This is a genomic window from Candidatus Nitrotoga sp. 1052 (genome assembly GCF_927312905.1).
In the GTDB taxonomy this organism is placed as follows: domain Bacteria; phylum Pseudomonadota; class Gammaproteobacteria; order Burkholderiales; family Gallionellaceae; genus Nitrotoga.
In genome coordinates, this window is the sequence record NZ_CAKMHQ010000029.1 from 50,729 (window position 1) to 74,670 (window position 23,942).

General features: G+C 51.2%; 20 protein-coding genes. 8 read left to right on the forward strand and 12 right to left on the reverse strand.

Annotated elements, in window-relative coordinates; all coding sequences use genetic code 11:
- Positions 1–9: 9 nt before the first annotated feature.
- From hflX to MJ768_RS06210, 4 genes are all read right to left on the reverse strand, one after another.
- The gene (hflX, locus tag MJ768_RS06195; protein WP_239289015.1) at positions 10–1,128 is read right to left on the reverse strand and encodes a GTPase HflX; all 1,119 of its coding nucleotides are present in this window, start codon (positions 1,126–1,128) and stop codon (positions 10–12) included.
- Positions 1,128–1,358 (reverse strand): RNA chaperone Hfq, encoded by a 231-nt coding sequence (gene hfq / locus MJ768_RS06200; RefSeq protein WP_239289023.1) that lies wholly within the window; start codon positions 1,356–1,358, stop codon positions 1,128–1,130. The genes hflX and hfq overlap by 1 nt, the downstream gene beginning before the upstream one ends.
- 212 nt (positions 1,359–1,570) lie before the next feature.
- Positions 1,571–1,909 (reverse strand): P-II family nitrogen regulator, encoded by a 339-nt coding sequence (locus tag MJ768_RS06205; RefSeq protein ID WP_239289024.1) that lies wholly within the window; start codon positions 1,907–1,909, stop codon positions 1,571–1,573.
- Positions 1,910–1,949: 40 nt separating this feature from the next.
- Positions 1,950–3,554: an NAD+ synthase gene (locus tag MJ768_RS06210; protein ID WP_239289025.1), complete on the reverse strand. Its 1,605-nt coding sequence runs from the start codon at positions 3,552–3,554 to the stop codon at positions 1,950–1,952.
- A gap of 355 nt (positions 3,555–3,909) precedes the next feature.
- Here MJ768_RS06210 and MJ768_RS06215 point away from each other — a divergent pair, with 355 nt between their 5' ends.
- From MJ768_RS06215 to MJ768_RS06250, 8 genes are all read left to right on the forward strand, one after another.
- Positions 3,910–4,725, forward strand: coding sequence for a hypothetical protein (locus MJ768_RS06215; protein WP_239289026.1), 816 nt, complete (start codon positions 3,910–3,912; stop codon positions 4,723–4,725).
- A gap of 24 nt (positions 4,726–4,749) precedes the next feature.
- Positions 4,750–5,064 (forward strand): hypothetical protein, encoded by a 315-nt coding sequence (locus tag MJ768_RS06220; protein WP_239289027.1) that lies wholly within the window; start codon positions 4,750–4,752, stop codon positions 5,062–5,064.
- Between the two features lie 319 nt (positions 5,065–5,383).
- Positions 5,384–6,271: an S-methyl-5'-thioadenosine phosphorylase gene (locus MJ768_RS06225; RefSeq protein WP_239289028.1), complete on the forward strand. Its 888-nt coding sequence runs from the start codon at positions 5,384–5,386 to the stop codon at positions 6,269–6,271.
- Positions 6,268–6,915: a class II aldolase/adducin family protein gene (locus MJ768_RS06230; RefSeq protein WP_239289029.1), complete on the forward strand. Its 648-nt coding sequence runs from the start codon at positions 6,268–6,270 to the stop codon at positions 6,913–6,915. The genes MJ768_RS06225 and MJ768_RS06230 overlap by 4 nt, the downstream gene beginning before the upstream one ends.
- Before the next feature lie 15 nt (positions 6,916–6,930).
- A complete protein-coding gene (locus MJ768_RS06235; protein WP_239289030.1) occupies positions 6,931–7,458 on the forward strand; it encodes an adenine phosphoribosyltransferase in 528 nt (175 codons plus the stop codon).
- 28 nt (positions 7,459–7,486) lie between these two features.
- On the forward strand, positions 7,487–8,527 hold the full coding sequence (gene mtnA, locus MJ768_RS06240; RefSeq protein WP_239289031.1) for an S-methyl-5-thioribose-1-phosphate isomerase: 1,041 nt from the start codon (positions 7,487–7,489) through the stop codon (positions 8,525–8,527).
- Between the two features lie 267 nt (positions 8,528–8,794).
- The gene (locus tag MJ768_RS06245; RefSeq protein ID WP_239289032.1) at positions 8,795–9,466 is read left to right on the forward strand and encodes a tetratricopeptide repeat protein; all 672 of its coding nucleotides are present in this window, start codon (positions 8,795–8,797) and stop codon (positions 9,464–9,466) included.
- A 263-nt stretch (positions 9,467–9,729) separates the two neighbouring features.
- The gene (locus MJ768_RS06250; protein WP_239289033.1) at positions 9,730–10,656 is read left to right on the forward strand and encodes a tetratricopeptide repeat protein; all 927 of its coding nucleotides are present in this window, start codon (positions 9,730–9,732) and stop codon (positions 10,654–10,656) included.
- A 255-nt stretch (positions 10,657–10,911) separates the two neighbouring features.
- Here the strand turns inward: MJ768_RS06250 and MJ768_RS06255 are convergent, their stop codons facing one another.
- From MJ768_RS06255 to MJ768_RS06290, 8 genes are all read right to left on the reverse strand, one after another.
- The gene (locus MJ768_RS06255; protein ID WP_445082973.1) at positions 10,912–12,036 is read right to left on the reverse strand and encodes an ABC transporter permease; all 1,125 of its coding nucleotides are present in this window, start codon (positions 12,034–12,036) and stop codon (positions 10,912–10,914) included.
- A 2-nt stretch (positions 12,037–12,038) separates the two neighbouring features.
- A complete protein-coding gene (rbbA, locus tag MJ768_RS06260) occupies positions 12,039–14,837 on the reverse strand; it encodes a ribosome-associated ATPase/putative transporter RbbA (protein WP_305855914.1) in 2,799 nt (932 codons plus the stop codon).
- A complete protein-coding gene (locus MJ768_RS06265; protein ID WP_239289036.1) occupies positions 14,804–15,877 on the reverse strand; it encodes an HlyD family secretion protein in 1,074 nt (357 codons plus the stop codon). Before MJ768_RS06265 ends, rbbA begins: the two co-directional genes overlap by 34 nt.
- Entirely contained in the window at positions 15,874–17,328 is a 1,455-nt protein-coding gene (locus MJ768_RS06270) for an efflux transporter outer membrane subunit (protein WP_239289038.1), read from the reverse strand. The genes MJ768_RS06265 and MJ768_RS06270 overlap by 4 nt, the downstream gene beginning before the upstream one ends.
- 230 nt (positions 17,329–17,558) lie before the next feature.
- Complete coding sequence (gene lysS / locus MJ768_RS06275; protein ID WP_239289040.1) at positions 17,559–19,064, reverse strand: lysine--tRNA ligase; 1,506 nt, start codon at positions 19,062–19,064, stop codon at positions 17,559–17,561.
- 430 nt (positions 19,065–19,494) lie between these two features.
- A complete protein-coding gene (locus MJ768_RS06280; protein WP_239289042.1) occupies positions 19,495–20,325 on the reverse strand; it encodes a hypothetical protein in 831 nt (276 codons plus the stop codon).
- Positions 20,326–20,419: 94 nt separating this feature from the next.
- Positions 20,420–23,017, reverse strand: a complete 2,598-nt coding sequence (locus tag MJ768_RS06285; RefSeq protein ID WP_239289044.1) for a putative bifunctional diguanylate cyclase/phosphodiesterase — start codon at positions 23,015–23,017, stop codon at positions 20,420–20,422.
- Positions 23,018–23,349: 332 nt separating this feature from the next.
- The gene (locus MJ768_RS06290) at positions 23,350–23,667 is read right to left on the reverse strand and encodes a DUF3301 domain-containing protein (protein WP_239289045.1); all 318 of its coding nucleotides are present in this window, start codon (positions 23,665–23,667) and stop codon (positions 23,350–23,352) included.
- Between the last annotated feature and the right edge of the window lie 275 nt (positions 23,668–23,942).

Here is a 23,942-nt window from a genome sequence, read left to right on the forward strand (position 1 = left end):
TTTAATCAATTATTTAGTTTCAGGGATATCCCATTGTGTCCGTGTATTACATACTTCCGCCAGCGCCGCACGCAATTCATCTATCCCCGCGCCAGTTTTAGCGCTCAAATAAATGCGCGCAATTCTAGCATAATCGTCACGTTGCACGCCTGCGGGTAAATCCTGCAAATCAATCTTATTGAATATCAAAATTTGCGGGATATGCTGTGCGCCAATTTCCAGCAATACTTTATTAACTTCAGCTATCTGGTCAAACCGTTCCGAGCTGTTGGCATCCACTACATGCAGCAACAAATCTGCCTGCGCCGTTTCTTCTAATGTGCTGCGAAAGGCCGCAATTAAACTATGCGGCAGATGACGAATGAAGCCTACCGTATCCGACAATACCACCTGACCCGATCCCTCGATATATACGCGCCGAGCAGTTGTGTCGAGCGTGGCAAACAACTGATCTGCAACATATGCATTCGCGTGGGTCAATTTATTAAATAAAGTAGACTTGCCCGCGTTAGTGTAGCCAACGATAGACACCGATAACACATCTGAGCGGGTGCGTGACCGGCGTAGCACTTGGCGATGGCGATGCAGCTTATCTAGGCGTTCCTTCAATAAAACTACACGTTTATCCAGTTTGCGTCTATCCAGCTCCAACTGAGTTTCGCCTGGTCCGCGAGCACCGACAGCATATTTTTGCTGGCCCATGTCGGTATTCATTCCGACCAAACGTGTGGAAAGATATTTAAGCTGTGCCAGTTCCACCTGTACCTTACCTTCATGGCTTTGAGCGCGCAGGGCGAAGATATCCAGGATCAGCATGGTGCGGTCAATGACACGTGCCTTAATTCTAGCGGTAAGATTGCGCATTTGCGCAGGGGACAGGTCGTGGTTAAAAATAACCAGCGGAACGTCGTTCTGCTCCACGATGGCGGCTATTTCATCCACCTTACCGCTACCCGCAAATAACGACGCATCAGGACGATGCCGCCGTCCTTCCACTAATGCGACGCAACGCACACCCGCACTTTCTGCCAGCAGGCGCAATTCTTCCAGGCTTTCTGCATAATCTGGCGCACCAAAATCCAAGCTGACTAATACTGCCGTGTTAACTACCGCAGTGCTTTTGTGCATTACTCAGCGTCTAATGGAATGGTTATGGCGCGTACGGGAACAATGGTGGAAATGGCGTGCTTGTAAACCATTTGCGTGATTGTGTTCTTCAGCAGTACTACATACTGGTCGAATGATTCGACATGACCTTGCAACTTGATGCCATTTACCAGATAAATGGCGACCTGCACATGCTCCTTGCGTAGTGCATTCAGGAACGGGTCTTGTAATTGTTGCCCTTTTGTACTCATTGGTTTTGCTCTTATTGGTTATGGCGGGCAACTACTTTACTGGATTTCTCGACTATTCGGAAGAGTGCATGGCTTGTATTTGCTTGTAAATTTCAAAAGATCCAAAATTATCTAACACGTTACCGCATTCAGATCAGAGGTTTCCACCCTTCATCGAGAATTCGTCCGATTTGAGATTTTTAATGTGTTCGCGAAGACAGCAAATAATAATCTTAAATTGCTGATTCGTCAGTCTCGCCTGTGCGGATTCGAATGATTTGTTCCACCGAAGTAACAAAAATTTTGCCGTCACCTATCTTTCCGGTATGTGCTGCCTTAACGATGGCGTTCACAGTGGCGTCCAGCAGAGCAGCAGTAATCACTACTTCGATCTTGATTTTGGGCAAAAAATCCACTACATATTCTGCGCCACGATACAATTCGGTATGCCCCTTCTGCCGTCCGAATCCTTTTACATCGGTCACAGTTAATCCGCTGACACCCAGCTCTGATAGTGCTTCACGCACTTCATCAAGCTTGAATGGTTTGATGATGGCTTCGATTTTTTTCATGGATGTTCTCGAATATATAGATATTGTAAGTATAGCTGATCTAAAAGCCGTCCTGATAACGCACGGTGATCGGATAACGCCAGTCCTTGCCAAAGCCGCGGTCGGTAATACGCACTCCAACGGGTGCTTGGCGGCGTTTGTATTCGTTGACGCGGATCATATTCACCACCCGATATACATCCGCCTCGGTATAGCCATGTGCCACGATCTCAGCGATGGTTAAATTCTGCTCCACATAATAAGACATTATGCCATCAAGCACGTCGTAAGGCGGCAAGCTGTCCTGGTCGGTCTGATCGGGCTTTAATTCTGCGCTGGGCGGTCGCGTGATGATGCGCTCCGGGATTACCCGGCCTAAACTGTTACGGTAGGTAGCCAGACGATAGACCCAGGTTTTGCTGACGTCTTTAAGCACTGCAAAACCGCCCGCCATATCGCCATATAGGGTGCAATAACCGACGGTCATTTCCGACTTGTTGCCCGTCGTCAGCACCAAAGAGCCGAACTTGTTGGACAAGGCCATCAACAAATTGCCACGTATGCGAGCCTGTAAATTTTCTTCGGTGGTGTCCGGTGTTAGCCCCTTGAACATACCATCTAATGTAGAGAGATAAGCGTCAAACATCGGCTTGATGTCCAATTCATCATAGCGCACACCGAGTATGACGGCCATTTCGCGCGCATCATCCAGGCTGATTTGCGCGGTATAGGGCGATGGCATCATTACCGCGTGCACCTTGTCTGCACCCAGCGCATCTACCGCTACTGCCAAGGTCAGCGCCGAATCGATGCCACCGGATAAACCCAATAACACACCCGGAAAGCGGTTCTTGCCGATATAGTCCTGCACTCCCAGGCACAGCGCGCGATAGATGCTGTCCTCATGCTTGTGAGCAGGAATTCTCTCGCCAGTTATCAGCTTGCCGTCGTGGATTTCAATCAGTGCTAGCATTTCTTCAAAAGAAACGAGCTGATGTGTTAGCGTGCCATGTGCATCCATCGCAAACGAAGCGCCATCGAACACCAACTCATCCTGTCCGCCCACCATGTTGGCATATATAACCGCCAGGCCGGTTTCATCGATACGATCACGAATGATTTTATAGCGCAATGACTGTTTGTCGATGTGATACGGTGAGGCGTTCAGCACCAACAATACTTGCGCGCCTGCTTTGCATGCACGTCGCACTGTATGATCCTCCCAGATGTCAGCACAAATGTTAAGTGCAAATTTGACGCCCTGCATTTCAAATATGCAGGGGGAGTTGCCGGGCGTGAAATAGCGTCTTTCGTCGAACACACTGTAGTTCGGCAACTCATGCTTGTGATAGGTGGCGATGATCTTTCCGTCGCGCAACACAGAGGCAGCGTTGTAGCGCTTATCGTCTACTTCATGCGGATGCCCCACTACTACGGTGAGTCCCCAAATCTGTTGCGCAAGTTCATGCAATGCCTGATCGCAGGTACGGTAAAACCCGATCCGTAACAGCAGGTCTTCTGGAGGATAACCGCATAAGCTTAGCTCAGGCGTAAGTAGCAACGTGGCTCCCTGTTGCTTGGCCTTTTCTGCATAAGCAAGGATCTTGGCAGAATTGCCAGCCAAGTCACCCAGCATGCAATTGATTTGTGCAATCGCAAGTTTCATATTGAGTTCAGAGTTCAAGTAGGTAATGGATGGGTATCATACCAACGTTTGTTAAAGGCAATAGCGTGGGCAAGCATTCATTGTCTTGAATAAAACTGTACTTCCTGTTTCAATCTGCCTGTAAATTTAAAATGATTACGGACAAGTATGATTCATGTACCAGAAAGAATCGGCATAATCGGCGGCAGCGGGATTTATGACATTAATAAAGGGGTCAAGCCTTGACATCACGCATCCGGCCTAACGTTGTGTCAAGACTTGACCTCTTGATTTCTACACCTCGAAGGTGCTTTTATCGGCATTTTTTAGGGTGTCTATTTTACGTTAGCCGCCCTTAGATCGAAGCGATCAATCCATGCGTTATTTGAAGATCATCGTTATTCTATTATCGGTAAGCCTCATCGGTGGATGCAGCAATCTGAAACTCTTGGCACCAGAGAGTTTTGGTTTGTCGCCGATTACCCATAACATCTATGTAGAAGATGGTGCGGATGAAGGAACGAAAGCCAAGCTTCGGGGGGCCATAGAAGAGGCTGAAAGTGCAATACGCGCTACTTATGGTGACGTGAAGTCGCGGCCCAGTGTTTATGCTTGTATCAGTGAAGATTGCTACAAGTCATTCGGAGGAATGGGGTCGCGAGCAAAGGTTTACGGAGACCGCATTCTGCTTTCACCGCGTGGCCTGAACTGGCATTTTCTCGCTCACGAGTGGTCTCACGCAGAAATGAGCACCCGTCTTACCTTCACCGCGTGGTGGCGTATGCCACAATGGTTTGATGAAGGCGTGGCAGTTGCAATCAGCGAGGCACCAGAGCACTCTGAAAGTCACTGGCAATTCCTGGTGGTGGCCAATATTCCTCGCCCAACGCGCGAAGAATTGCATACCTTCAAGTCATTGAGGCAATGGCTTGACGCAGTTCACCGATATGGCGAGGACAAAAATATTGAACGCAAAGCTAAGGGTGAACCTGAAATTAGACCGGTCTATGCAACGGCGGGACATGAGCTACGGCCTTGGCTCGCGAAAGTTGGTAGCCATGGGCTTCTTGCTTTCATAGCGCGGCTGAATGGCGGAGAGGAATTTGAGTCAGCTTACCAGACGGCCAACATTGCGGTCGAGAGGGACACTCCGCAAGCGGCGTTACCGCTCGCTACGCGCCCCTCACCTTAACGTTGGGCCTCAAAGGAGTGAGCAGTGGAAACATTCAGAGTAGTGTTTGATTCCCTAGAGTGGCAAGAGGCAATGCCGGGTGCTCGCTTCAAAATATTTAGTGACGGAAAGAAGCAGATGCGATTGCTCGAATTCACTTCCGAATTCGTTGAGCCGAACTGGTGCGAAAAAGGGCACGTTGGTTTTGTTCTTAATGGCGAATTGGAAATTGATTTCGATGGAAAAATTATTAATTACATCCAAGGTTCTGGTATCTTCATTCCAACGGGCACTCTCACAAAACATAAAGCTCGCTCTATTACACCAAGTGTCCAGCTATTTTTAGTTGAAGATGTATAAGTTATTTGAAGCCCAACGAGCATCAAGGGGGCCAGTCTTGACACAACGTTAGGCCGAATGCGTGATGTCAAGACTGGCCCCCTTGATTTCATGTTGGGCTTCGCAAGCTCAGCGCCAACCTACCGGGTGAAAAATGCTTGACTTTAAAGACGGTATCTACGTTAGCCCAGGCTACGCTTCCCGAGTTCAAGTCGGTAATGGATAAGTATCATACCAACGTTTGTTAAAGGCAATAGCGTGGGTAAGCATTCATTGTCTTGAATAAAACTGTACTTCCTGTTTCAATCTGCTTGTAAATTTAAAATGATTACGGATAACCATGATCCATGTTCCAGACAGAATCGGCATAATCGGCGGCAGCGGGGTTTACGACATTGCCGGGTTGACCAACAAGCGCTGGGAAAAGGTCGCTTCGCCGTTTGGAGAGCCATCCAGCGAGTTATTATTCGGTGAACTGGACGGCCACAATATTGTGTTTTTGCCCCGTCATGGTCGCGGACACAAAATTCCTCCGACCGAAATTAATTTTCACGCCAATATCGACGCGCTGAAGCGGGTAGGGGTGACCGATGTCATTTCAGTTAGTGCCGTTGGTTCCTTGCGCGAGGACTTGCCGCCGGGCACGTTCGTGATTGTTGATCAGTTTATCGACCGTACTTTTGCGCGCAATAAGTCTTTTTTTGGCGCGGGATTGGTGGCGCATGTCTCTATGGCTTACCCTGTTTGCAAAAGGCTAGGCGATCATATTGAGATGGCCGCGAGAGAGGCAAATATCCCTATCGTTCGTGGCGGTACATATCTGGTTATGGAAGGGCCGCAGTTTTCCAGTCTGGCTGAATCGAATCTCTATCGTGCCTGGGGGTGCGATGTAATTGGCATGACCAACATGCCAGAGGCCAAGCTCGCTCGTGAGGCAGAGTTGTGTTATGCCACCGTGGCGATGGTGACGGACTATGATTGTTGGCATCCCGACCATGAACATGTCACGGTAGGGCAGATCATCAAGATGCTCACCGCAAATGCGGATAAGGCGAAAACGCTGGTAACGCACGTCATTCCGAAAGTGCGCACTGATGCTCTGGCCGATGCCTGTAGCTGTCGCTCGACATTGGAATTCGCGCTCATTACTGCGCCAGAAGCGCGTGATGCAGCCATGATTGAAAAGCTGGATGCGATTGCGGGCAGGGTGTTGAAGGGTAAGTCATGATGCCATCTGGTGAAGATAGCCTGCGCCTACAGTTACTGGATGTGTCCCAGCGTTTGCTCGATCAGGGTTTGAACCGCGGTACTTCCGGCAATGCTGCCGTGCGTTGCGGTGATGGCATGTTGATTACACCGTCTGCGATGGCGGTGGCGGATATGATGCCCGCAGACATGGTACGCATGGATTTGAATGGCAATGCCCTGTGCGGTGGCAAACCCACCAGCGAGTGGCGCTTCCATCGTGACATTCTAGCCAACCGTCCCGACGTGAACGCTGTCATTCACACTCATTCAGCGTTTGCCACCACGTTGGCCTGTTTGCGCAAGGATGTTCCAGCCGTGCATTACATGATTGCGGCGGCGGGAGGCAATATGATCCGTTGCGCACCCTATGCATTGTTTGGCGAACAGACGCTTTCAGACTATGCATTGTCCGCGCTGGAGGGCCGAAAAGCTTGCCTGCTGGCTAACCACGGCATGATTGCGTTGGGTTCGGATTTAGCCGATGCATTGATGGTAGCCATTGAGGTCGAGTTTTTGTGCGAGTTGTACTGGCGCGCTTTGCAGGCAGGTGAACCGCATATTCTTACGCCGCAACAAATGCACGACGTGCAAGAAAAATTCGTAGATTACAAAAAACGCACCTAACAAACCTGAAGATATATGACTATCAAATCTCTTATTCGCACCATTACGCACTACCCCAAGCCGAATATCATGTTCCGCGATATCAGTTCCCTCCTTAAGGATCCGATAGGCTTCAGGATCACCATAAACGAGTTGGTACGTCGCTATGCCGATATGGAAATCGACAAGGTGATAGGTATCGAAGCGCGTGGTTTTATAGTAGGAGCGCCGCTGGCTTATGCCTTGGGTAAAGGTTTCGTGCCGATTCGTAAAAAAGGCAAGTTGCCTGCAGAAACTATAGGGCACGACTATGAACTGGAATATGGTACTGACCGTATCGAAATTCATGCCGATGCGATTACTCCGGGTGAAAGGATATTGCTTGTGGATGATCTAATTGCTACCGGCGGTACGGCGGAGGCGGCAACCAGACTGATCGAGAAGATTGGCGGCAAAATTGTTGAATGCTGTTTTGTCATCGATCTACCGGATATCGGCGGACGTAAGCGCTTGGAGAAAAAAGGCTACAGTGTGTTTGCGCTGTGCGAATTTGAGGGTGACTGAACGCCTGATCAATCGTTTTTGAGGCGTCATGATGAAAGTTGAAACTCTGCGTTGGTCGGATGGTGTGCTGGAAATGATAGACCAGCGCATTTTGCCTGCAACGTTTATGTACTTGCAATATGATTCTGCCGCTGCTGTGGCCGAAGGCATCCGCAGCATGGTCGTGCGTGGCGCTCCAGCCATCGGCGTGGCGGCAGCCTACGGCGTGGCGCTGGAGGCACATCGTTTGCTCGCTGTTACTGATGAATCTTTCCAGCGCGGCATGAATCAAGGCTTTGATACACTTGCTCAAAGCAGGCCGACTGCGGTCAACTTGTTTTGGGCGTTAGCGCGCATGAAGCAGGTATGGCAAACCGTAGCGAGTAAATCCAACATGCAAGTAGCGATGCGCCTGCTGGCCGAAGCGCATGAGATTTTTGCCGAAGATATTCGCATCAATCGTACACTGGGGTCGTACGGTGCCGAGTTGTTGCGGGATGGCGCACGCGTATTGACGCATTGCAATGCCGGAGCGCTGGCTACAGCTGGCCATGGCACTGCGCTGGGTGTCATTCGGTCTGCCGTGGAAGCAGGTAAAAAAATTTCCGTTATTGCGGACGAAACGCGTCCCTTCCTGCAAGGTGCGCGCCTGACCGCATGGGAGATGGTGCAGGAGAAAATTCCGGTGACCCTCATCACTGATAATATGGCCGGTTTCATGATGAGTCGCGGAGAAGTGGATGCCGTAGTGGTCGGCACGGATCGTGTAGCCGCCAATGGCGATGTTGCTAACAAGATTGGCACCTACATGGTCGCTGTGCTGGCACAACGCCACCATATTCCATTCTATGTGGCCTGTCCGCTTTCCACGATAGACATGTCTATCACAAGCGGTGTGGATATTCCCATCGAAGAACGTCATGCAGACGAGGTAAAAGGCTTTCGAGATTTCCACTGGGCTGCGCAGGGCGTGCAGATACGCAATCCTTCGTTTGATATTACACCTGCTGAATTGGTTACAGCGCTGATTACCGAAAAGGGAGTGATTCACCAACCTGATGTTGGGAAACTGCGTGCGCTATTCAGTTGATGGATATCCCCAGTTTTTTCAGTAAACTTGTGCTACGCAATTTGCGTTAACCACGTTGTTCTTGTTAGCCTGTATTTATATTGCTTATTCTGAAAAAACTTGTTTTTTGTTTCAAAGTTGAACATTTTATTTGCTTGTTGCAGGCATTTAAATTAGCTCTTGACAATTAATACCCGGGCACTATATTAAAGAAACTTAGTCAGAACAGTTTGGGGAAGTGATGCATGCGGCAGCATTTTTTATGCCGTAATTAACGATGGGGCCAAAATGAAAATAATTGTACAGTTTGTGATCTTGCTTTTAACATTAAATGGCTATGTTTTAGCAGAAGAAGTGTCAACCGCAACAAATAGTTTGGAGCAAGTGCAAAAGCAAGCAGAGGCCGGCGATGCCAGCGCCCAGACCCGTCTTGGATGGATATATGCCAATGGCATAGGTGTACCTGTAGATGCCGACAAAGCCGTGGAGTGGTATCAAAAAGCAGCAGCTCAAGGGTATCCAAAGGCCCAGTTTGAACTCGGGGCAATGTATGGCAGTGGTGAAGCTGTGACTAGCGTAGCTAAAGATCCCACCAAGGCCGCAGAGTGGTATCAAAAAGCAGCAGCTCAAGGGTATCCAAAGGCCCAGTTTGAATTCGGGTCGATACACCTCACAGGCGAAGGCGTCACTAAAGATGCTACCAAGGCCGTGGAATGGTATAAAAAAGCGGCAGCTCAAGGGCTTGCTCAAGCACAGACCAGCCTCGGATGGATGTATCAAAACGGTAGGGGTGTGGCAAAGGATGGTGTGTTGGCTTATGCATGGCACAATCTGGCTGCTGCACAGGGCAATGAAAATGCGAAAAAATTGCGTGACTTAACTAACTTGAATTCTGTCCAGCGTGCTGAAGCAGAACGACTATCTGCAAACTGGAAGCCGGGGCAGATATTGAGTCGGTAATGGAATTGATTGGGGGAAATGGCGTCAGTGTTGGATTAACTTTTCCACTTTATATTTTATCCGAGCTACGCGAAAGCCACACTGCCGGTTACTTCTTGCTTTGTGCGAATGTCAATCCAGGGTTGAGAATGTATCTAGAGGTGCAGGTGGACTATGCGCTTTAGCGTTTTTTTTACGTAGAAATACATATTAATACGATAAATTGTCGTTCCATTAACGCTTCGCCAGACGGCGGACATGATGAATTTGAATGAGGTCTAAAAATGTCATTTGTACACACTTATATGCGCATTACAGGAAAATTGCTGTTTACGTTGTTGCTTACAGTTGCTGTGAGTGCGCATGGTCAGTCAATGTCACAATCAATAAATCAGGAGGCAGAAGAGAATCTTGCGCAATTGAGAATGGTTGCGGAATCTGGTGATGCAAATGCACAGTACGATTTAGCGTGGATGTACGATACCGGTGGGGATAATAAAATCTTGGCCAAAGATACACGCAAGGCCGCAGAATGGTATGAGAAAGCTGCAGTACAGGGCCATGCCAAGGCACAAGCTGGCCTTGGCATGTTGTATGTCAACGGTGACGGTGTGCCTAAGGATTATGTAAAGGGTGTGGATTGGCTGCAGAAGGCATCGGCGCAGGGGAATGCCGACGCGCAGTTAAACCTCGGTTGGCTGTACCGCGATAGCAAGGGCATACCGAAGGATGCCGCCAAGGCCGTGGAATGGTGGCAGAATGCGGCAGAGCGAGGATTTGCCCACGCACAGTTCACCCTCGGGGCGATGTACTACAAAGGCGAAGGTGTGCCGAAGAATATGGCCAAAGCACTTGAGTTGTGGCAGAAGGCGATGATGCAGGGGTATCCCAATGCACAGTTAAGTCTCGGGTCAATGTACTACTTTGGCGAAGGTGTGCCTAAGGATGCCGTCAAGGCTGCTGAGTTATGGCAGAAAGCGGCTGCACAGGGAAATACCGATGCACAGTACAACCTTGCTCTGGCGTACTATTTGGGAAGTGGAAAGAAGAAGGATGAGTTGCTGTCCTATGTGTGGTCCAATCTGGCTGTCGAATATGGTGGTAACGTAAACGCGAAAAAATTGCGCGATTCAATCACCTTGACGCCAGAACAACAAGAGATGGCGGAGAAAATGTTTTCGAATTGGCAGATAGGAAAGGTTTATCAGTAGTGGCTCGTGTCGGTTGTGGGTGCTGAAAAACACTGAACTTATCTTGAATAGTAGAACGATTGATGTGGTTTGTTCAGCTACATGAACAATAGGGTCAATATTTTCATGTAGCTGCCGCATCAGAACGAAGCTTACGCACTCATTTTAATTCCAAAGAGATATCTCTCCGTCCTGGGTTAACCTCCTTGGCTAAACCCGGCTCTATGCGGCGCTGCCGTATGCAGATAGCACAACCACTACGCTGGCGGAAGCCTTTCAAGCAAGGCTGCTGAGAGACTTGCGGAATCGACGCAGAGACAGAATAAACAGGACGCTTCCGATCACGACCAGCGCAAACATCTGCGGCCACACTACTTCGAGTCCGGCTCCACGGAAAAGAATGGCCTGAGCGAGGGAAACAAAGTGTGTGGTTGGCGCGACCAGCATTATATTTTGCGCGAATTCAGGCATGCTTTCGCGTGGGGTTGATCCTCCAGACAGCACTTCCATCGGTAGCAGTACCAATACCACCAAAAGACCAAACTGAGGCATGGTGCGCGCGAGTGTTGCCATGAAGATGCCCATTGATGTGGTGGCAAACAGATGTAACGTGGCACAAAAGAGGAACAGCGCTATCGAGCCTTCAATCGGCACCTGCAACAGGCCCTGTATGATAAAAGACAGCGCAAAAGCCGATGCCAGCAAGACTACCAGCCCCATAGACCAGACCTTGGATAGCATGATTTCGCCGGCTGTCACCGGCATTACCAGTAGGTGCTCGATCGTACCGTGCTCGCGTTCACGGATCAGGGCGGCGCCGGTCAGAATGACTGATAACATGGTAATGTGACCGACGAGCTCCATGAGCGAACCGAACCAGGCCGGTGCCAGAGAGGGATTGAAACGTACCCGCATTGCCAGCTCAACTGGCGGTGTAGCACTACCACGATAATGCTGAATAAATTCATTGACTTCACTCAATACAATCTGCTGGATGTAGCTGCTGCCGGTGAAAGCCTGGCTCATGCGCGTAGCATCCACGTTCAGCTGGATAGTCGGAGAACTTCCGGCCAGCACATCGCGCTGAAATTCCGGAGGAATGTCGAGCGCGAACGTAAACTTGCCAGCGTCCAAGCCCGGATCGACCTCCTTCAGCGACACCATGATAGGTGACATGAAGTGTGGAGGATAAAAAGCCGAGGTTATGCGTCCCGACAACGGTGAACTATCCTCATCCACGATTGCGATCACAGCTTTGTGCAGGGAATCTGGCAATGCGGTCGCGGCGATATAAATCGCTACGGTGAAAGTATAGGCAATCAGTATCAGCATGATCGAATCACGCCGCAAACTCCACAGCTCCTTGACACCGAGTTGATAGATATTGGAAGTATGGCTCATCGTCAACTATCCTGCTTTCTCAGCAGGGAGATTGATAGAGCTACAATTCCCAGAGCGGCCAGCAGCATAGGCCAGAAGTATGCGACCAGATCAGACAAATCCAGAGCCTTGCTGAAAACCCCACGGCTAATTATGAGGAAATGTGATGCCGGATAGATCTGCCCGATGATTTTCCCGGCTCCTTCTAGCGAGGAAACCGGGTTGAGAAGGCCTGAAAATTGAATTGCCGGAAGCATGGTGCCGAGCATGGTCGCGAATATCGCTGCAATCTGGCTACGGGTAAAAATGGAGGCGAACAGGCCAAAGCCAGTGGAAAAAATGCTGAAAATAATTGCTGCCAGCGCAAGCGTGGCAAAACTGCCGGTGATTGGCACACCGAATATTGTGATGGCAAGTACAGACATCAGCAGGAAATTCAGCATTGACAGCACAATGTAAGGAAGCTGCTTGCCGAGCAGGAACTCGGTACGGGTAACTGGGGTGACATAGAAATTGATGATCGAACCCAGCTCCTTCTCGCGTACCACTGACAGCGCTGTCAGCATGCACGGAATCATCAGCATAAGGATAGGAATAACCGCCGGAACCATCGCCGGCAGACTCATCACGTCCGGGTTATAACGAAATCGCGTTTCAATGATAGCCGAACCGGTAGCCGCATCCTGGCCGGCCCGGGTCTTCGCCATGTCGATCAGCCAGCCTTGATGCATGCCCTGTACGTAGCCCTGCACGATTTCAGCCCGCATGGTCATTGCACCATCGATCCAGGCACCGATCTGGACCGGTTTGCTGCGCTGCACGTCGCGAGCAAAGCCGGGCGGAATCTCAATGGCAAGTGACAATTCGCCGTTGCGCATGCGCCGGTCCAGATCGGCGTAGCTGGTTATTGGCGGATGCTCGACAAAATAGCCCGATCCAGAGAGGTTCAAAGCGTAGTTGTGACTGAGCGTGGTCTGGTCACGATCGAGTACGGCGTAGCTGAGATCATTCACGTCCATGTTGATGCCATAGCCTATGAAAAACATCAGGGTCAGGCAGCCGATCAGCGCCATCGCCCCGCGCACCGGGTCGCGGCGCAGTTCCAGCGCTTCGCGCAGCGTGTAGCTGAATGCGCGGGACGCACTGAAACGGCGGCGCAATCTGGACTGCCAGCCCTTGCCAGGATCGGCGGCAGGAAGCACAGAAGTGATTGGGGGAGTGCTGGCGAGCTGGGTGACCGCCGCACCGGCTTCTTCCAGATAGCTGATGAATACCTGTTCCAGTGTCGCTGCCCCGTGCTTTTTTAAAAGTTCGGACGGTGCATCGCTGGCCATAACTTTCCCAGCATGCATCAGCGAAATACGGTCACAGCGCTCAGCCTCGTTCATAAAGTGGGTCGAAATGAAGATCGTGATCTTGTCCTTGCGCGCAAGGTCAATCATCAACTGCCAGAAATTATCCCGCGCAATAGGATCAACACCGGAGGTCGGTTCGTCGAGGATCAGCAATTCTGGCTTGTGCACCATCGCAACCGCCAGCGACAAGCGCTGGCGGATCCCCAGCGGTAAACTGTTTGGCAATGCGTCGGGCACTTCGCCGAGGCCAAATCGAAACAGCATCTCTTCGACCCGTGGCGGAATCTCCGCCTCCGGCATATTGAACAGGCGCGCATGGAGCACCAGGTTCTGGCGTACAGTGAGTTCTGAGTACAGCGAAAAGGATTGGGACATATAGCCAACCCGCCGTCGTGTAGCAATATCGTGAGGATCCACTTCGTGACCGAAAAGCCAGGCTTGTCCATCGCTGGCCGGTAGCAGACCGGTAAGCATCTTCATGGTGGTAGTCTTGCCACAACCGTTGGAGCCGATGAAGCCAAAAATCTCGCCACGACGAATGCGGAAGTTGACGTGATCAACCGCCATGAAATCGCCAAAACGCATGGTCAAGTCGTGTGCCTCAATGGCGATCTCGGTGTCTTCCCCGGCAGCGAAGGGTGGAACCACGACAGCGCGGTGGCCACGCCTCTGCTCTTCCGGCAGCAGCGCAATGAAAGCCGCTTCCAGAGATGCAGTCCCGGTCTGCTCGTGCAATTCGCGCGGCGTGCCGGTGGCCAGGATCCTGCCCGCATCCATCGCCACCAGCCAGTCAAATCGCTCGGCCTCGTCCATGTATGCTGTGGATACGATCACGCTCATATCTGGACGGTGGTTGCGAACGCGTGTGATCAGGTCCCAGAACTGTTTGCGCGCCAGCGGATCGACGCCAGTGGTCGGCTCGTCCAGAATCAGCAGGTCCGGGTCATGAATCAGCGCACAGCACATTCCCAGCTTTTGTTTCATGCCGCCGGAAAGTTTTCCTACCGGACGACTGAGAAATGGATATAAGCCCGTGCTGGTGGTGAGCTCATCGATACGGCGCCGCCTTTCGGCAGCACCGTGTCCGAACAGGCGGCCGAAAAACTGCAGGTTTTCCTCTATTGACAGGGTCGGATACAGATTTTTGCCAAGCCCCTGTGGCATGTAGGCAATATTCGGGCAAACTTCGTTGCGATGGCGCGCACTGGCCATGTCCCCCCCGAGTGCCTCCACCCGGCCCTTTTGCACCACTCGCGCACCGGCAACCAGCGACATCAGGCTGGATTTTCCGACGCCGTCTGGGCCGATCAAGCCGACCATGCAGCCGGCGGGGATATCCAAGTCAATCGCGTCCAGCGCCAGTATCTTGCCATAGCTTAGGCTGACGCCGGCAAGGCGGACGACAGGCGCACTGCCGGTGGCGGCGGGGGGCATTATGGAACCCGGAGCGTCAGTTTCTTCGGCCATTCAGCCTGCGGGTTCAGTTTGAGCCAGGCCACCCCGGGCAGGCCGGTCTTGACCTGTTTTAAGTGTTTTTTCAGCAATTCACGGTCAATATTGGCTTTCACCCGAAACATCAACTTTTGCCGCTCGCTAGCTGTTTCCACAGTCTTCGGCGTGAACTGCGCTGTACTGGAGACGAATGAAACTTTGGCTGGGATGACATAGTTGGGCGCGGCGTCGAGCACAATGCGCACCTCACTGCCGAGCGCCACCTTGCCTGCGACTGTCTCCGGCAAGAAAAAAATCATGTACACATCACCAAGGTCTACAAGATTTAGCACCTTGCCGCCGGCACTAACCACCTCGCCGGGCTGAGCCACGTGGAACTGGACTCGTCCGTCACGCGGAGCCTTGAGCTCGTTGTCGGCGATATCAACGCGAATGCGTTCGACGGTCGCAAGTGCTGCCTCGGCAGCAGATTCAGCGCCGAGGACTTGAGTGCGCCCCGTGGCGATCGCCGCATCAGCGGCGGCCACCTGTGCCTTGGCCGCCACAATGGCGGCTTCGGCACTGCGCACGCGGGTGCGGTCGTCGTCAGCCTCCTGACTTGAGGCGCCACCTTCTTTCACTAGCGTCGATGAGCGCGCCGAACGACTGCGAGCCGCCGCGCGCTCAGCCTCGCGCTGCATAACCACGGCTTGTGCCGCCGTACGTTCAGCCTCGCGCTGCGCGAGTTGGCTGCGCGCAGTCGCAATGCCATTATGAGCCTGTTGAGCCTGCGCTTCGGCCTGACGCAGTTGAGCATTGATCGAGTCGGAATCGATACGTGCCAGAACCTGCCCGGCCTTCACAAAATCGCCCTCGTTGACAAGGATATCCTTGACGCGACCGGCGGAACGCGCTGCTACGTCAATCTCGGTGGCCTCAATGCGCCCGTTACCGCTGACGATAACATCGCTGTTTTTATCCTTGCTCAAGTATTGTCGCGCCAGAAACCCCGCTACGATCACAATTATGATCACAGCCGCGATCCGCACGAGCCACGTCTTGCTCAGTCCTTTCATGGGTTCAATCTCCTCTGACCGTCTTCCTCACCAATCGTACCGCCTCCGCCGCCCAGAACTGCATACAACTTGATGCCGCTGGCAAGATAGGCACGACGTGTCTGCACCAGCGCCTGCTCAACGGCAAACAATTCACGTTCGGCATCCAGCACCTCCAGATAAGTGGTGGCACCTTGCTGATAGCGCAAGGCGGCGATACGGCTTCGTTCACGTTGAGCCTCAAGGGAAGTGCGTTGCGCCTTGATCTGCTCGGCCAGCCAATGTCGCTCGGCCAGCACATCAGCTACTTCGCGAAAGGCGTTCTGCACGCTGCGTTCGTACTCGGTGATCGCCGAGTTATACTGCGCGCGTGCCAAGTCGAGACCGGCCCGGTTGCGACCGCCATCGAAGAGAGGCAGCGTGATGCTGGGCATAAAGCTCCAGGAACGACTATTTCCTGCGAACAGACCGTCGAGTTCACGGCTGGCAACACCAAGCGAGCCGGTGAGCGCGATACGTGGAAAAAAGGCCGCACGGGCGGCGCCGATGTTGGCATTGGCCGCCTTCAGTCGCCGTTCGGCTGCCCGCAGATCCGGACGCTGAACCAGCAGGTCGGAAGGCAGGCCAGCGTCGATGCTATGCACAAACATCGCCTCGATACTGCTGAGTGAACGATGCTCGGCCGGCAGTGAACTGCCAGCCAAAAACTCAAGCGCATTGCGGTTCTGTTCGCGCAAGCGCTGCAGCACTGCCAATTCAGCTCGGGCCTGGCTGAGAAGGATTTCGGTCTGGACAGCGTCCACGCGGGCAGCTGAACCGACCTCGAAGCGCCTTTGCGCGATGCGAGCGGATTGATGTCGCGTCCTAATGGTTCGCTCGGCGAGGTTGATGCGTTCGTCGAGTTCGCGTTCGATGAGGTAGCTGCTCGAGACCTGCGCAATCACAGTGGACTGGACGGCATGATGCGCTTCGTCGGTGGCCAAGTATGTCTCCAGGGCGGCAATCTCCAGACTGCGCAGGCGGCCCCAGAAATCAAGTTCCCATGCACTTGAAGTCAGCCCTACCTGGAACTGATTCAACAATATCTGGTTCGCTGCACCGTCACGCTGGATAGGCAGCACACCAGCTGGAATCCTGAAACGGCTGCCGAAAGCACTGCCGCTGATGTTGGGCAGCCGACTTGCGTGTTGAATACCATAGAGTGCCCGTACCTCTTCGACGCGATGTATGGCCAGCATGAGATCGCGGTTGTTGGCAAGCGCGGTTGAAATCAATGCCCGGAGTCTCTCGTCTCCAAAGAAAGTCTGCCAGCCAATGTTTGCTACCGTGACACCTGCTGAACCCGCCGGGGCGGATCGCGGGAAGGTTGAAGCGATGGGCGGCTGGGGTTTTTCATATGCAGGGAGCTGCGTACAGCCCACAAGAAGCAACGCTGCAAGTAACGAAATGGGAAAACCTCTTGTATCCATCATTATCGTCCAGTTGAATCAGAACCAATTTTGTACAGTAACGATCACAAAGTATGCGCCGAGCTGTTGTGAAGTCAAAACGCTACTACTTATGACTTAGTCCAGCACAATTGTCGGCAAACCATATCAGCCATCATGGGGCTGCCGCAATTACTTTGACTACTCGTTCTTGGTTCTTCATCCAACAAAGAGCATCCATCAAATCGAACCAATGCAAGTGCGTAGTTATTTTGTTATCTTTCGGGACGCATTTGCGGAAATAAAATTACATCACGGATGCTGGGGCTATTGGTGAGCAGCATTACCAGCCGGTCTATACCGATGCCTTCTCCGGCGGTAGGCGGCAGGCCATATTCCAGGGCGCGAATGTAATCGCTGTCCTTGAACATGGCTTCTTCGTCACCTGCCTCCCTAGCCGTTACCTGTGCATCAAAGCGTGCTTCCTGGTCTTCCGGGTCATTCAACTCGGAGAAGCCATTGGCGATTTCGCGTCCAACCATAAACAGTTCAAAACGCTCGGTAATTTCCGGGCGCGTATCGCTGCGGCGCGCCAGAGGCGAAGCTTCTGCAGGGTAGTCAATGATGAAAGTTGGCTCAAATAACTGATGCTCAGTCAGCTCTTCAAACAATGAAAGTTGCAGTCCGCCCACGCCATCCGCCGCCCTGTATTTGGCTTTCAGGTCTTGTAATTCGTTGATGAGAAAATCGCGGTCGTTCAACTGCTCGTCAGAAAACTGCGGATGATATTTCTGGATTGCCTGTGCAATGGTCAGGCGATGGAACGGTTGCCCCAAGTCGAGCTCACGTCCCTGATAAGAGAACACAGTGGTGCCCAGTACTTTGCGCGCCACCTCGCTAAACAGCTTCTCGGTGAAGTCCATCAGATAACGATAATCACGATAGGCTTCATAAAACTCGATCATGGTGAACTCGGGGTTATGTCGCGTAGAGAGCCCCTCGTTGCGAAAGTTGCGGTTGATTTCGAATACCTTCTCAAAGCCGCCCACCACCAGCCGCTTGAGATACAACTCCGGTGCGATGCGAAGATACAGCTGCATGTCCAAGGCATTGTGATGCGTGGTAAAGGGCTTGGCTGATGCACCGCCCGGAATGGAATGCATCATAGGCGTCTCGACTTCGAGGTAATTGTGGCGTATGAAAAATTCTCGTATAGCCTGGATTACCTTGGAACGAATGATAAATGTATTGCGCGTGTCCTCATTGGTGATGAGATCCACGTGCCGTTGGCGATACTTTTGTTCCTGGTCGATCAGACCGTGAAACTTTTCCGGTAGCGGGCGTAGTGCTTTAGTCAACAGACGCAGCCCGGTCACGCGAACAGAAAGTTCACCGGTCTTGGTTTTAAACAATACACCTGTTGCACCAAGAATGTCGCCCAGATCATAGTGCTTGAATGCATCATGCGCTACTTCGCCGGTATCGCTATTGTTAATGAATAGCTGGATGCGTCCGCTCATGTCATGCACGGTGGCAAAGCTGGCTTTGCCCATCACGCGCTTCAACATCATGCGCCCGGCTACAGCCACGCTGACATGCGCTGTTTCCAGTTCGTCGTGGCTCATTGCTCCGTAAGCAGCATGCAAATCACCAGCCAGATTTTTGCGCTCAAAATCATTCGGGAAAGCTACGCCTTCTTTGCGAAGCGTAGTGAGTTTGGCGCGGCGCTCGGTGATAATTTGATTTTCGTCTTGCTGAGGTATAGTTGGTTCGGTAGTCATTATGTTCGGATAAATTATGATCAAGAATTCAGGAGTGCTTTCACAGGCGCAGGATTGTGGCACGAATGCCACACTACGTGCAATTTAAGGAAATGGACATGCGAAGAGGGGGGCATCAAAATGCTTAGCCCATTGTCGCCATACAAATTTTAACAGCGCAAATCAGGATAGGGAAAAACTCTCGCGTGGCACAAATAATTTATCTCGACGGGGTTAGGTGTAACTGCGGTTTTACATGGTCTGGATCCGAAGCGAATTACTACGAAACGGAAATCGTGGCCTGATCACGTGCGCGTTCTCATCACCCCGTGATAGCACCGAAGCCAGCTATTCCCCTGCATCCCGCTATCGTCGTTACATTCCTCCTGATTGGCGATCGACTCAGGAAACGAAATTTTAAAGCAAGTTAAGTCGATGCCATACCGTCGGCCTAACGTACCTGACTGGCGGACGAATTGAATTGAAGTGTGAAGGTACCACATGCAAGATACGAGCCATTGCTAATCACCGGTTGTGTGGTATCAGTCGCCGTAGCACCGGGCGCAAGCCCAAACGTAAGGAAAGGCACTTGGCCCGTTTTTACACCATCGACTATCACATCGAAGAAGAGGGCCGGCGAAACTGCGACGTCGCTCACATTGGTAAATGACAACGTAGCCTGGCAAATAACGCCAAGTAAGGGGCTGAACGCCACGGAGTTGAGCCGAACACCTTTGAAGTCAAAAGGAAAACGACCAGTCTGAATCGGTTCTGTGGCAAATATCTGCCTTGTAATCGCCCTTGATCCTGTTACACCGTTGATTGTGTAATTCATCGTGCCAGTATTGGTATCAGTAAACGCGAAATTGATTGTTCCAACCGTAGTCACAATCTTGTTAGCGCTGTTCCATGGAACTGTCAGCGGTGAGCCACCCGTTACCGCATATAAATCGCCAGTGCAACCGTCGGCCGCCACCACGCAATTGGAAGCGACGTACCACGTGGGCCTACCCTCAAAATCGTAGGTATAGAGCGTAGCGAAAATCACACCATATTGCTGAGTAAGCCCAACACCCCAGCCGGATTCATCCTGATTCCACCATAAACCTGTCATTGGTGAGATCGTGGTATAAACGGTAAATCCCGTCGAGCTAGCCATGGGCGATACAAGAAGAAATGCCAGTGCCAGCACCGCGCCAAAGTAAGTGCGAAGCTTGCGAGCGATAGCAAGTTGGACGGTACCATGAATCTTTTTTTCGTATATAGATATGATATTTTTCATTGTTCTAGATGCTATCTGCGTTGTTGAATGGATAAATCTTATAGCAAAATATGCAAACATTTTGGTCTGATTCTGTGGGATTTACAAGCAGAAGCTAGATTGTCTGGTGTAGTGTGGCGCGCTGTGCAAACTCCTCAAAACCCTCGCCTGGCAGTGGTCGGCTGAAGAAATAGCCTTGATAGGCATGGCAGCCTATACTGGCTAAAAAGTCGCGCTGTAGTTCGGTTTCAACTCCCTCAGCGATCACCCCCAATCCGAGGCTCTGAGCCAGAGCCACGATGGTCCGGGCAATGGCAGCGTCGTTGGGGTCGATGAGCACGTCGCGCACAAACGACTTGTCGATCTTCAACTGGTCCAGCGGCAGGCGTCTCAAGTAGGAAAGCGAGGAATAGCCGGTACCAAAATCGTCCAGCGAAAAACTCACTCCACTGGCTTTCAGCGCGAACATCTTTTCGATGATGTCCCCCACATTTTCCACCAACAGGCTTTCAGTCAGTTCCAGCTTGAGCCGGTTCGGATTGGCGCCTGTTTGGCTGATTGTCGCCATTGTTTTGTCCACGAAGTCAGCTTCGCGGAACTGCTGGACACTGACATTTACCGCCACCGAGAGATGGGCCATTTCGGGCCGAATGGCCCATAGTGCCAGTTGGGCGCAGGCAGTTTCCAGTACCCATTGGCCCAAAAGTAAGATCAACCCGGTTTCTTCAGCCAGAGAAATGAATTCTGCAGGTGGCAACATGCCGCGTTGGGGGTGCTGCCAGCGCACCAGAGCTTCGGCACCTGTGACACGACCATCGCCGACCACCTGGGCTTGGTAGTGGAGCACAAACTGATTGTCCTGAATCGCTGTACGCAGATCCATTTCCATGGCAGCGCGCTCGACAACAAAAGTCTGCATGGCCGGATCAAAGAACCTCAAGGTATTGCGCCCCATTGCCTTTGACTTGTACATGGCGAGGTCGGCTTGCTTTAGCAAGTCGTCTATGGATGTCTCATTTCCCCCGAATAATGTGGCGCCGATGCTCGCTGTACTATGGTGATGAACCCTTCCAAGCTGATAAGGTTGACTGATAGCAGTGAGAATTTTTTTGCCTATGGTTTTAGTCTGGGTGGCCGCTTCCTCAATGGTGCCAGCCAAACCCTCCAGCACCACCACGAATTCGTCGCCGCCCATCCTCGCCACCGTGTCACCCTCGCGTACACTAGCAGTGATATGTTGTGCTACTTGCTGTAGCAGCAGATCACCCTTGTCATGGCCCGATGTGTCGTTCAACGTCTTGAATTGATCGAGATCGATGAACAGCAGAGCACCGAAAGATCCATTGCGGTTGCTAGTGGCCATGGCACGTTTCAGTTGATCCAGCAGGAGTCTGCGGTTGGGCAAATGGGTCAGCGGATCAAAGAAGGCTAACTCCGTTATTTTGTCTTCCGCCAACTTGCGTTCCGTAATGTCAATGTGTGAAGCGACATGGTGGGTGACCATCCCTTTGCTGTTTTTGACAGTGCTAATGGTGAGTAATTTTGGAAAAACCTCACCATCTTTACGTCGATCCCAGATTTCTCCCTGCCATGTTCCAGTGTCCTGGATAGCTTTCCACATCGTGCGATAGAAGTCAGCGTCGTGGCGGCCAGAGCTGAGTATGCGCGGCTTTTTGCCAATGAGTTCCTCTGCTGTATAGCCTGAGCTTTCGCAAAATGCCCGGTTGACTCGCAGGATCATATTGTCCGCATTGGTGATCATCAAGCTTTCCTGCGACTCGAAGGCAACAGCGGCAATGCGAAGCTCGGCCTCTGCATGTTTACGTTCAATCTCATTGACATATAACTTGATCTGCATTTCGGACAGGCCAGCAAGTACGCTGTTTTCCAAACCGGGTTTAACCGTTATACCGGTAGAAAAATCACCAGTGCCGATTCTAACTAAATTTTTGTGGATTTCGTCAGCAGTGCCACCCAGTGTTGTGCGCAAGGAAGTATACGTTCGCCAGAGCAAGAAGATCGCCCCAAGTGTGGTCACGATGAATATCAGCCGAAACGTTAAAGCGATATCCTCCGCATCATGGACTGCATCAAGCGTCCTCTTTTCCATCAACCTATGAACCTCATTGATGGGCTTCATAATCTTTGCCTTGCCCTGGTAGTACTCGTCACTATGCAGCATCAAATTTGCTTTCTCCCGGTTCACTTCCGTGTTCAAGCGGGGGGAGTCAACCAATTTCATTGCCGCGAATCCCAAGGTGGCCAAACGATCCGAATTCGCTTTAGCTTCAGTCAGCTTGCCAAGTTCCTCGTCGGTAAATCCAGACAGACGTATCAAGTCCAGCAAAGCAATGGCCTGTCCGGTTTTTGGAGGTGGCAATTGAGTATTTGCCAGCACCATATCCCAGTAGCCGTAAAAAAACCCATACGGTCGTGGCATCTTGCCGTCACGAATGTCCAGTATGTCTTGATAGTATTTTTTGTAGCGGGGATCACTGGTCACCACGAAGGCTCTGGCCATCCGCGTTAAGTCATCTGAACTCTGGAGCAATTGATCCGTCAACTGAAAGGAGATAAGCCGCTGTTCATTTGCACGATCAATCTTTTTTTCGGTAATGACGTAGATACTGAAAACAATAGCAAGCGCAAAGAAGGAGGCCACTGTCAAAAAAATATTTGAGGCTACAGCTCCATGATTTCTTTTTGAATTCATTTTTCAGTTTTGCTCCATCTCTGCTTTAAAGTCGGTACATTAGTGCTAAAACAACGATTAAGACGATTAGCAGGAGTAGTAAAGTCATGCAAAAACCAATACTAATCAAATAAATGAAGTTAGTGTTGTTTTTTCAATATAAATTGGAGTATCTCGAAGGCATGCTGCATGCCATGAGGTCGTCCGTCAACCTTTTTTACATTGTTTCGCCGAGCTATTTTAGCAGTGGTTGAAAGCGACGCTTCAATGCGTTGAGGTACGTTGATTCATCGTATGGAATGTGAATCTGCCAGCCGCAAAAGAGGATGCGAATCCACTTGAAGGCTATCTGTTCAGGGCATTATTTGATAGGGCTCCATCGTTACTGATTCGACTTTGTCGCCAAGCAAGACCAGTTGGCCTTCAAGTCGGGTGTTACCTGTCTCGCTGAATAAGAAACGATAGGTGCGTCGTAATACCCTTCGCCCAGTCTTGTCGCGAGCAAGAGCCAGTCCGATGTTGGCAACCGTGTCGTCGAGGAATTGCAAATTCTCATTGCGGCAGACATGTTTTCCCATATTCCGGGCGATCTCAAGGGCGCGCAGACTGTCGAACCAGAACCACCCCAGCGCGGCTAGTAACAGCAGGAAAAATAAACTTATCGTATCCATTGTTTGAAAAATCCTGAATTATCAATCGGTAAATTTTAACCGATTCTGATGTGGTCTTTTTTAATAGACCACATCAGAATCACGGAACATGTAAATACGCTGGAAAGGCATAAAGACTAAGACTAAGTCAGTTTTCGGTGCATCAAAAGCTTGGCCCGCCTATATTTCCTGTTGATGAAGGTTGTCATGAATTCCAATGGTCACAGCTTTTTGTCGCTATTCCGTCGGGCTATGAGTTTTTATATCGACTTGGTCATGATGCGCTGTATTCATTG

Coding starts and splice junctions, on each gene's coding strand:
- MJ768_RS06210 (WP_239289025.1), bottom strand. CDS start 3,554: ATGAAACTTGCGATTGCACAAATCAATTGCATGCTGGGTGACTTGGCT.
- MJ768_RS06245 (WP_239289032.1), top strand. CDS start 8,795: ATGAAAATAATTGTACAGTTTGTGATCTTGCTTTTAACATTAAATGGC.
- MJ768_RS06205 (WP_239289024.1), bottom strand. CDS start 1,909: ATGAAAAAAATCGAAGCCATCATCAAACCATTCAAGCTTGATGAAGTG.
- lysS (WP_239289040.1), bottom strand. CDS start 19,064: ATGACTACCGAACCAACTATACCTCAGCAAGACGAAAATCAAATTATC.
- MJ768_RS06230 (WP_239289029.1), top strand. CDS start 6,268: ATGATGCCATCTGGTGAAGATAGCCTGCGCCTACAGTTACTGGATGTG.
- MJ768_RS06215 (WP_239289026.1), top strand. CDS start 3,910: ATGCGTTATTTGAAGATCATCGTTATTCTATTATCGGTAAGCCTCATC.
- hflX (WP_239289015.1), bottom strand. CDS start 1,128: ATGCACAAAAGCACTGCGGTAGTTAACACGGCAGTATTAGTCAGCTTG.
- MJ768_RS06285 (WP_239289044.1), bottom strand. CDS start 23,017: ATGAATTCAAAAAGAAATCATGGAGCTGTAGCCTCAAATATTTTTTTG.
- hfq (WP_239289023.1), bottom strand. CDS start 1,358: ATGAGTACAAAAGGGCAACAATTACAAGACCCGTTCCTGAATGCACTA.
- MJ768_RS06280 (WP_239289042.1), bottom strand. CDS start 20,325: ATGAAAAATATCATATCTATATACGAAAAAAAGATTCATGGTACCGTC.
- rbbA (WP_305855914.1), bottom strand. CDS start 14,837: ATGGCCGAAGAAACTGACGCTCCGGGTTCCATAATGCCCCCCGCCGCC.
- MJ768_RS06235 (WP_239289030.1), top strand. CDS start 6,931: ATGACTATCAAATCTCTTATTCGCACCATTACGCACTACCCCAAGCCG.
- MJ768_RS06290 (WP_239289045.1), bottom strand. CDS start 23,667: ATGGATACGATAAGTTTATTTTTCCTGCTGTTACTAGCCGCGCTGGGG.
- MJ768_RS06270 (WP_239289038.1), bottom strand. CDS start 17,328: ATGATGGATACAAGAGGTTTTCCCATTTCGTTACTTGCAGCGTTGCTT.
- MJ768_RS06255 (WP_445082973.1), bottom strand. CDS start 12,036: ATGAGCCATACTTCCAATATCTATCAACTCGGTGTCAAGGAGCTGTGG.
- MJ768_RS06265 (WP_239289036.1), bottom strand. CDS start 15,877: ATGAAAGGACTGAGCAAGACGTGGCTCGTGCGGATCGCGGCTGTGATC.
- mtnA (WP_239289031.1), top strand. CDS start 7,487: ATGATGAAAGTTGAAACTCTGCGTTGGTCGGATGGTGTGCTGGAAATG.
- MJ768_RS06250 (WP_239289033.1), top strand. CDS start 9,730: ATGTCATTTGTACACACTTATATGCGCATTACAGGAAAATTGCTGTTT.
- MJ768_RS06225 (WP_239289028.1), top strand. CDS start 5,384: ATGATCCATGTTCCAGACAGAATCGGCATAATCGGCGGCAGCGGGGTT.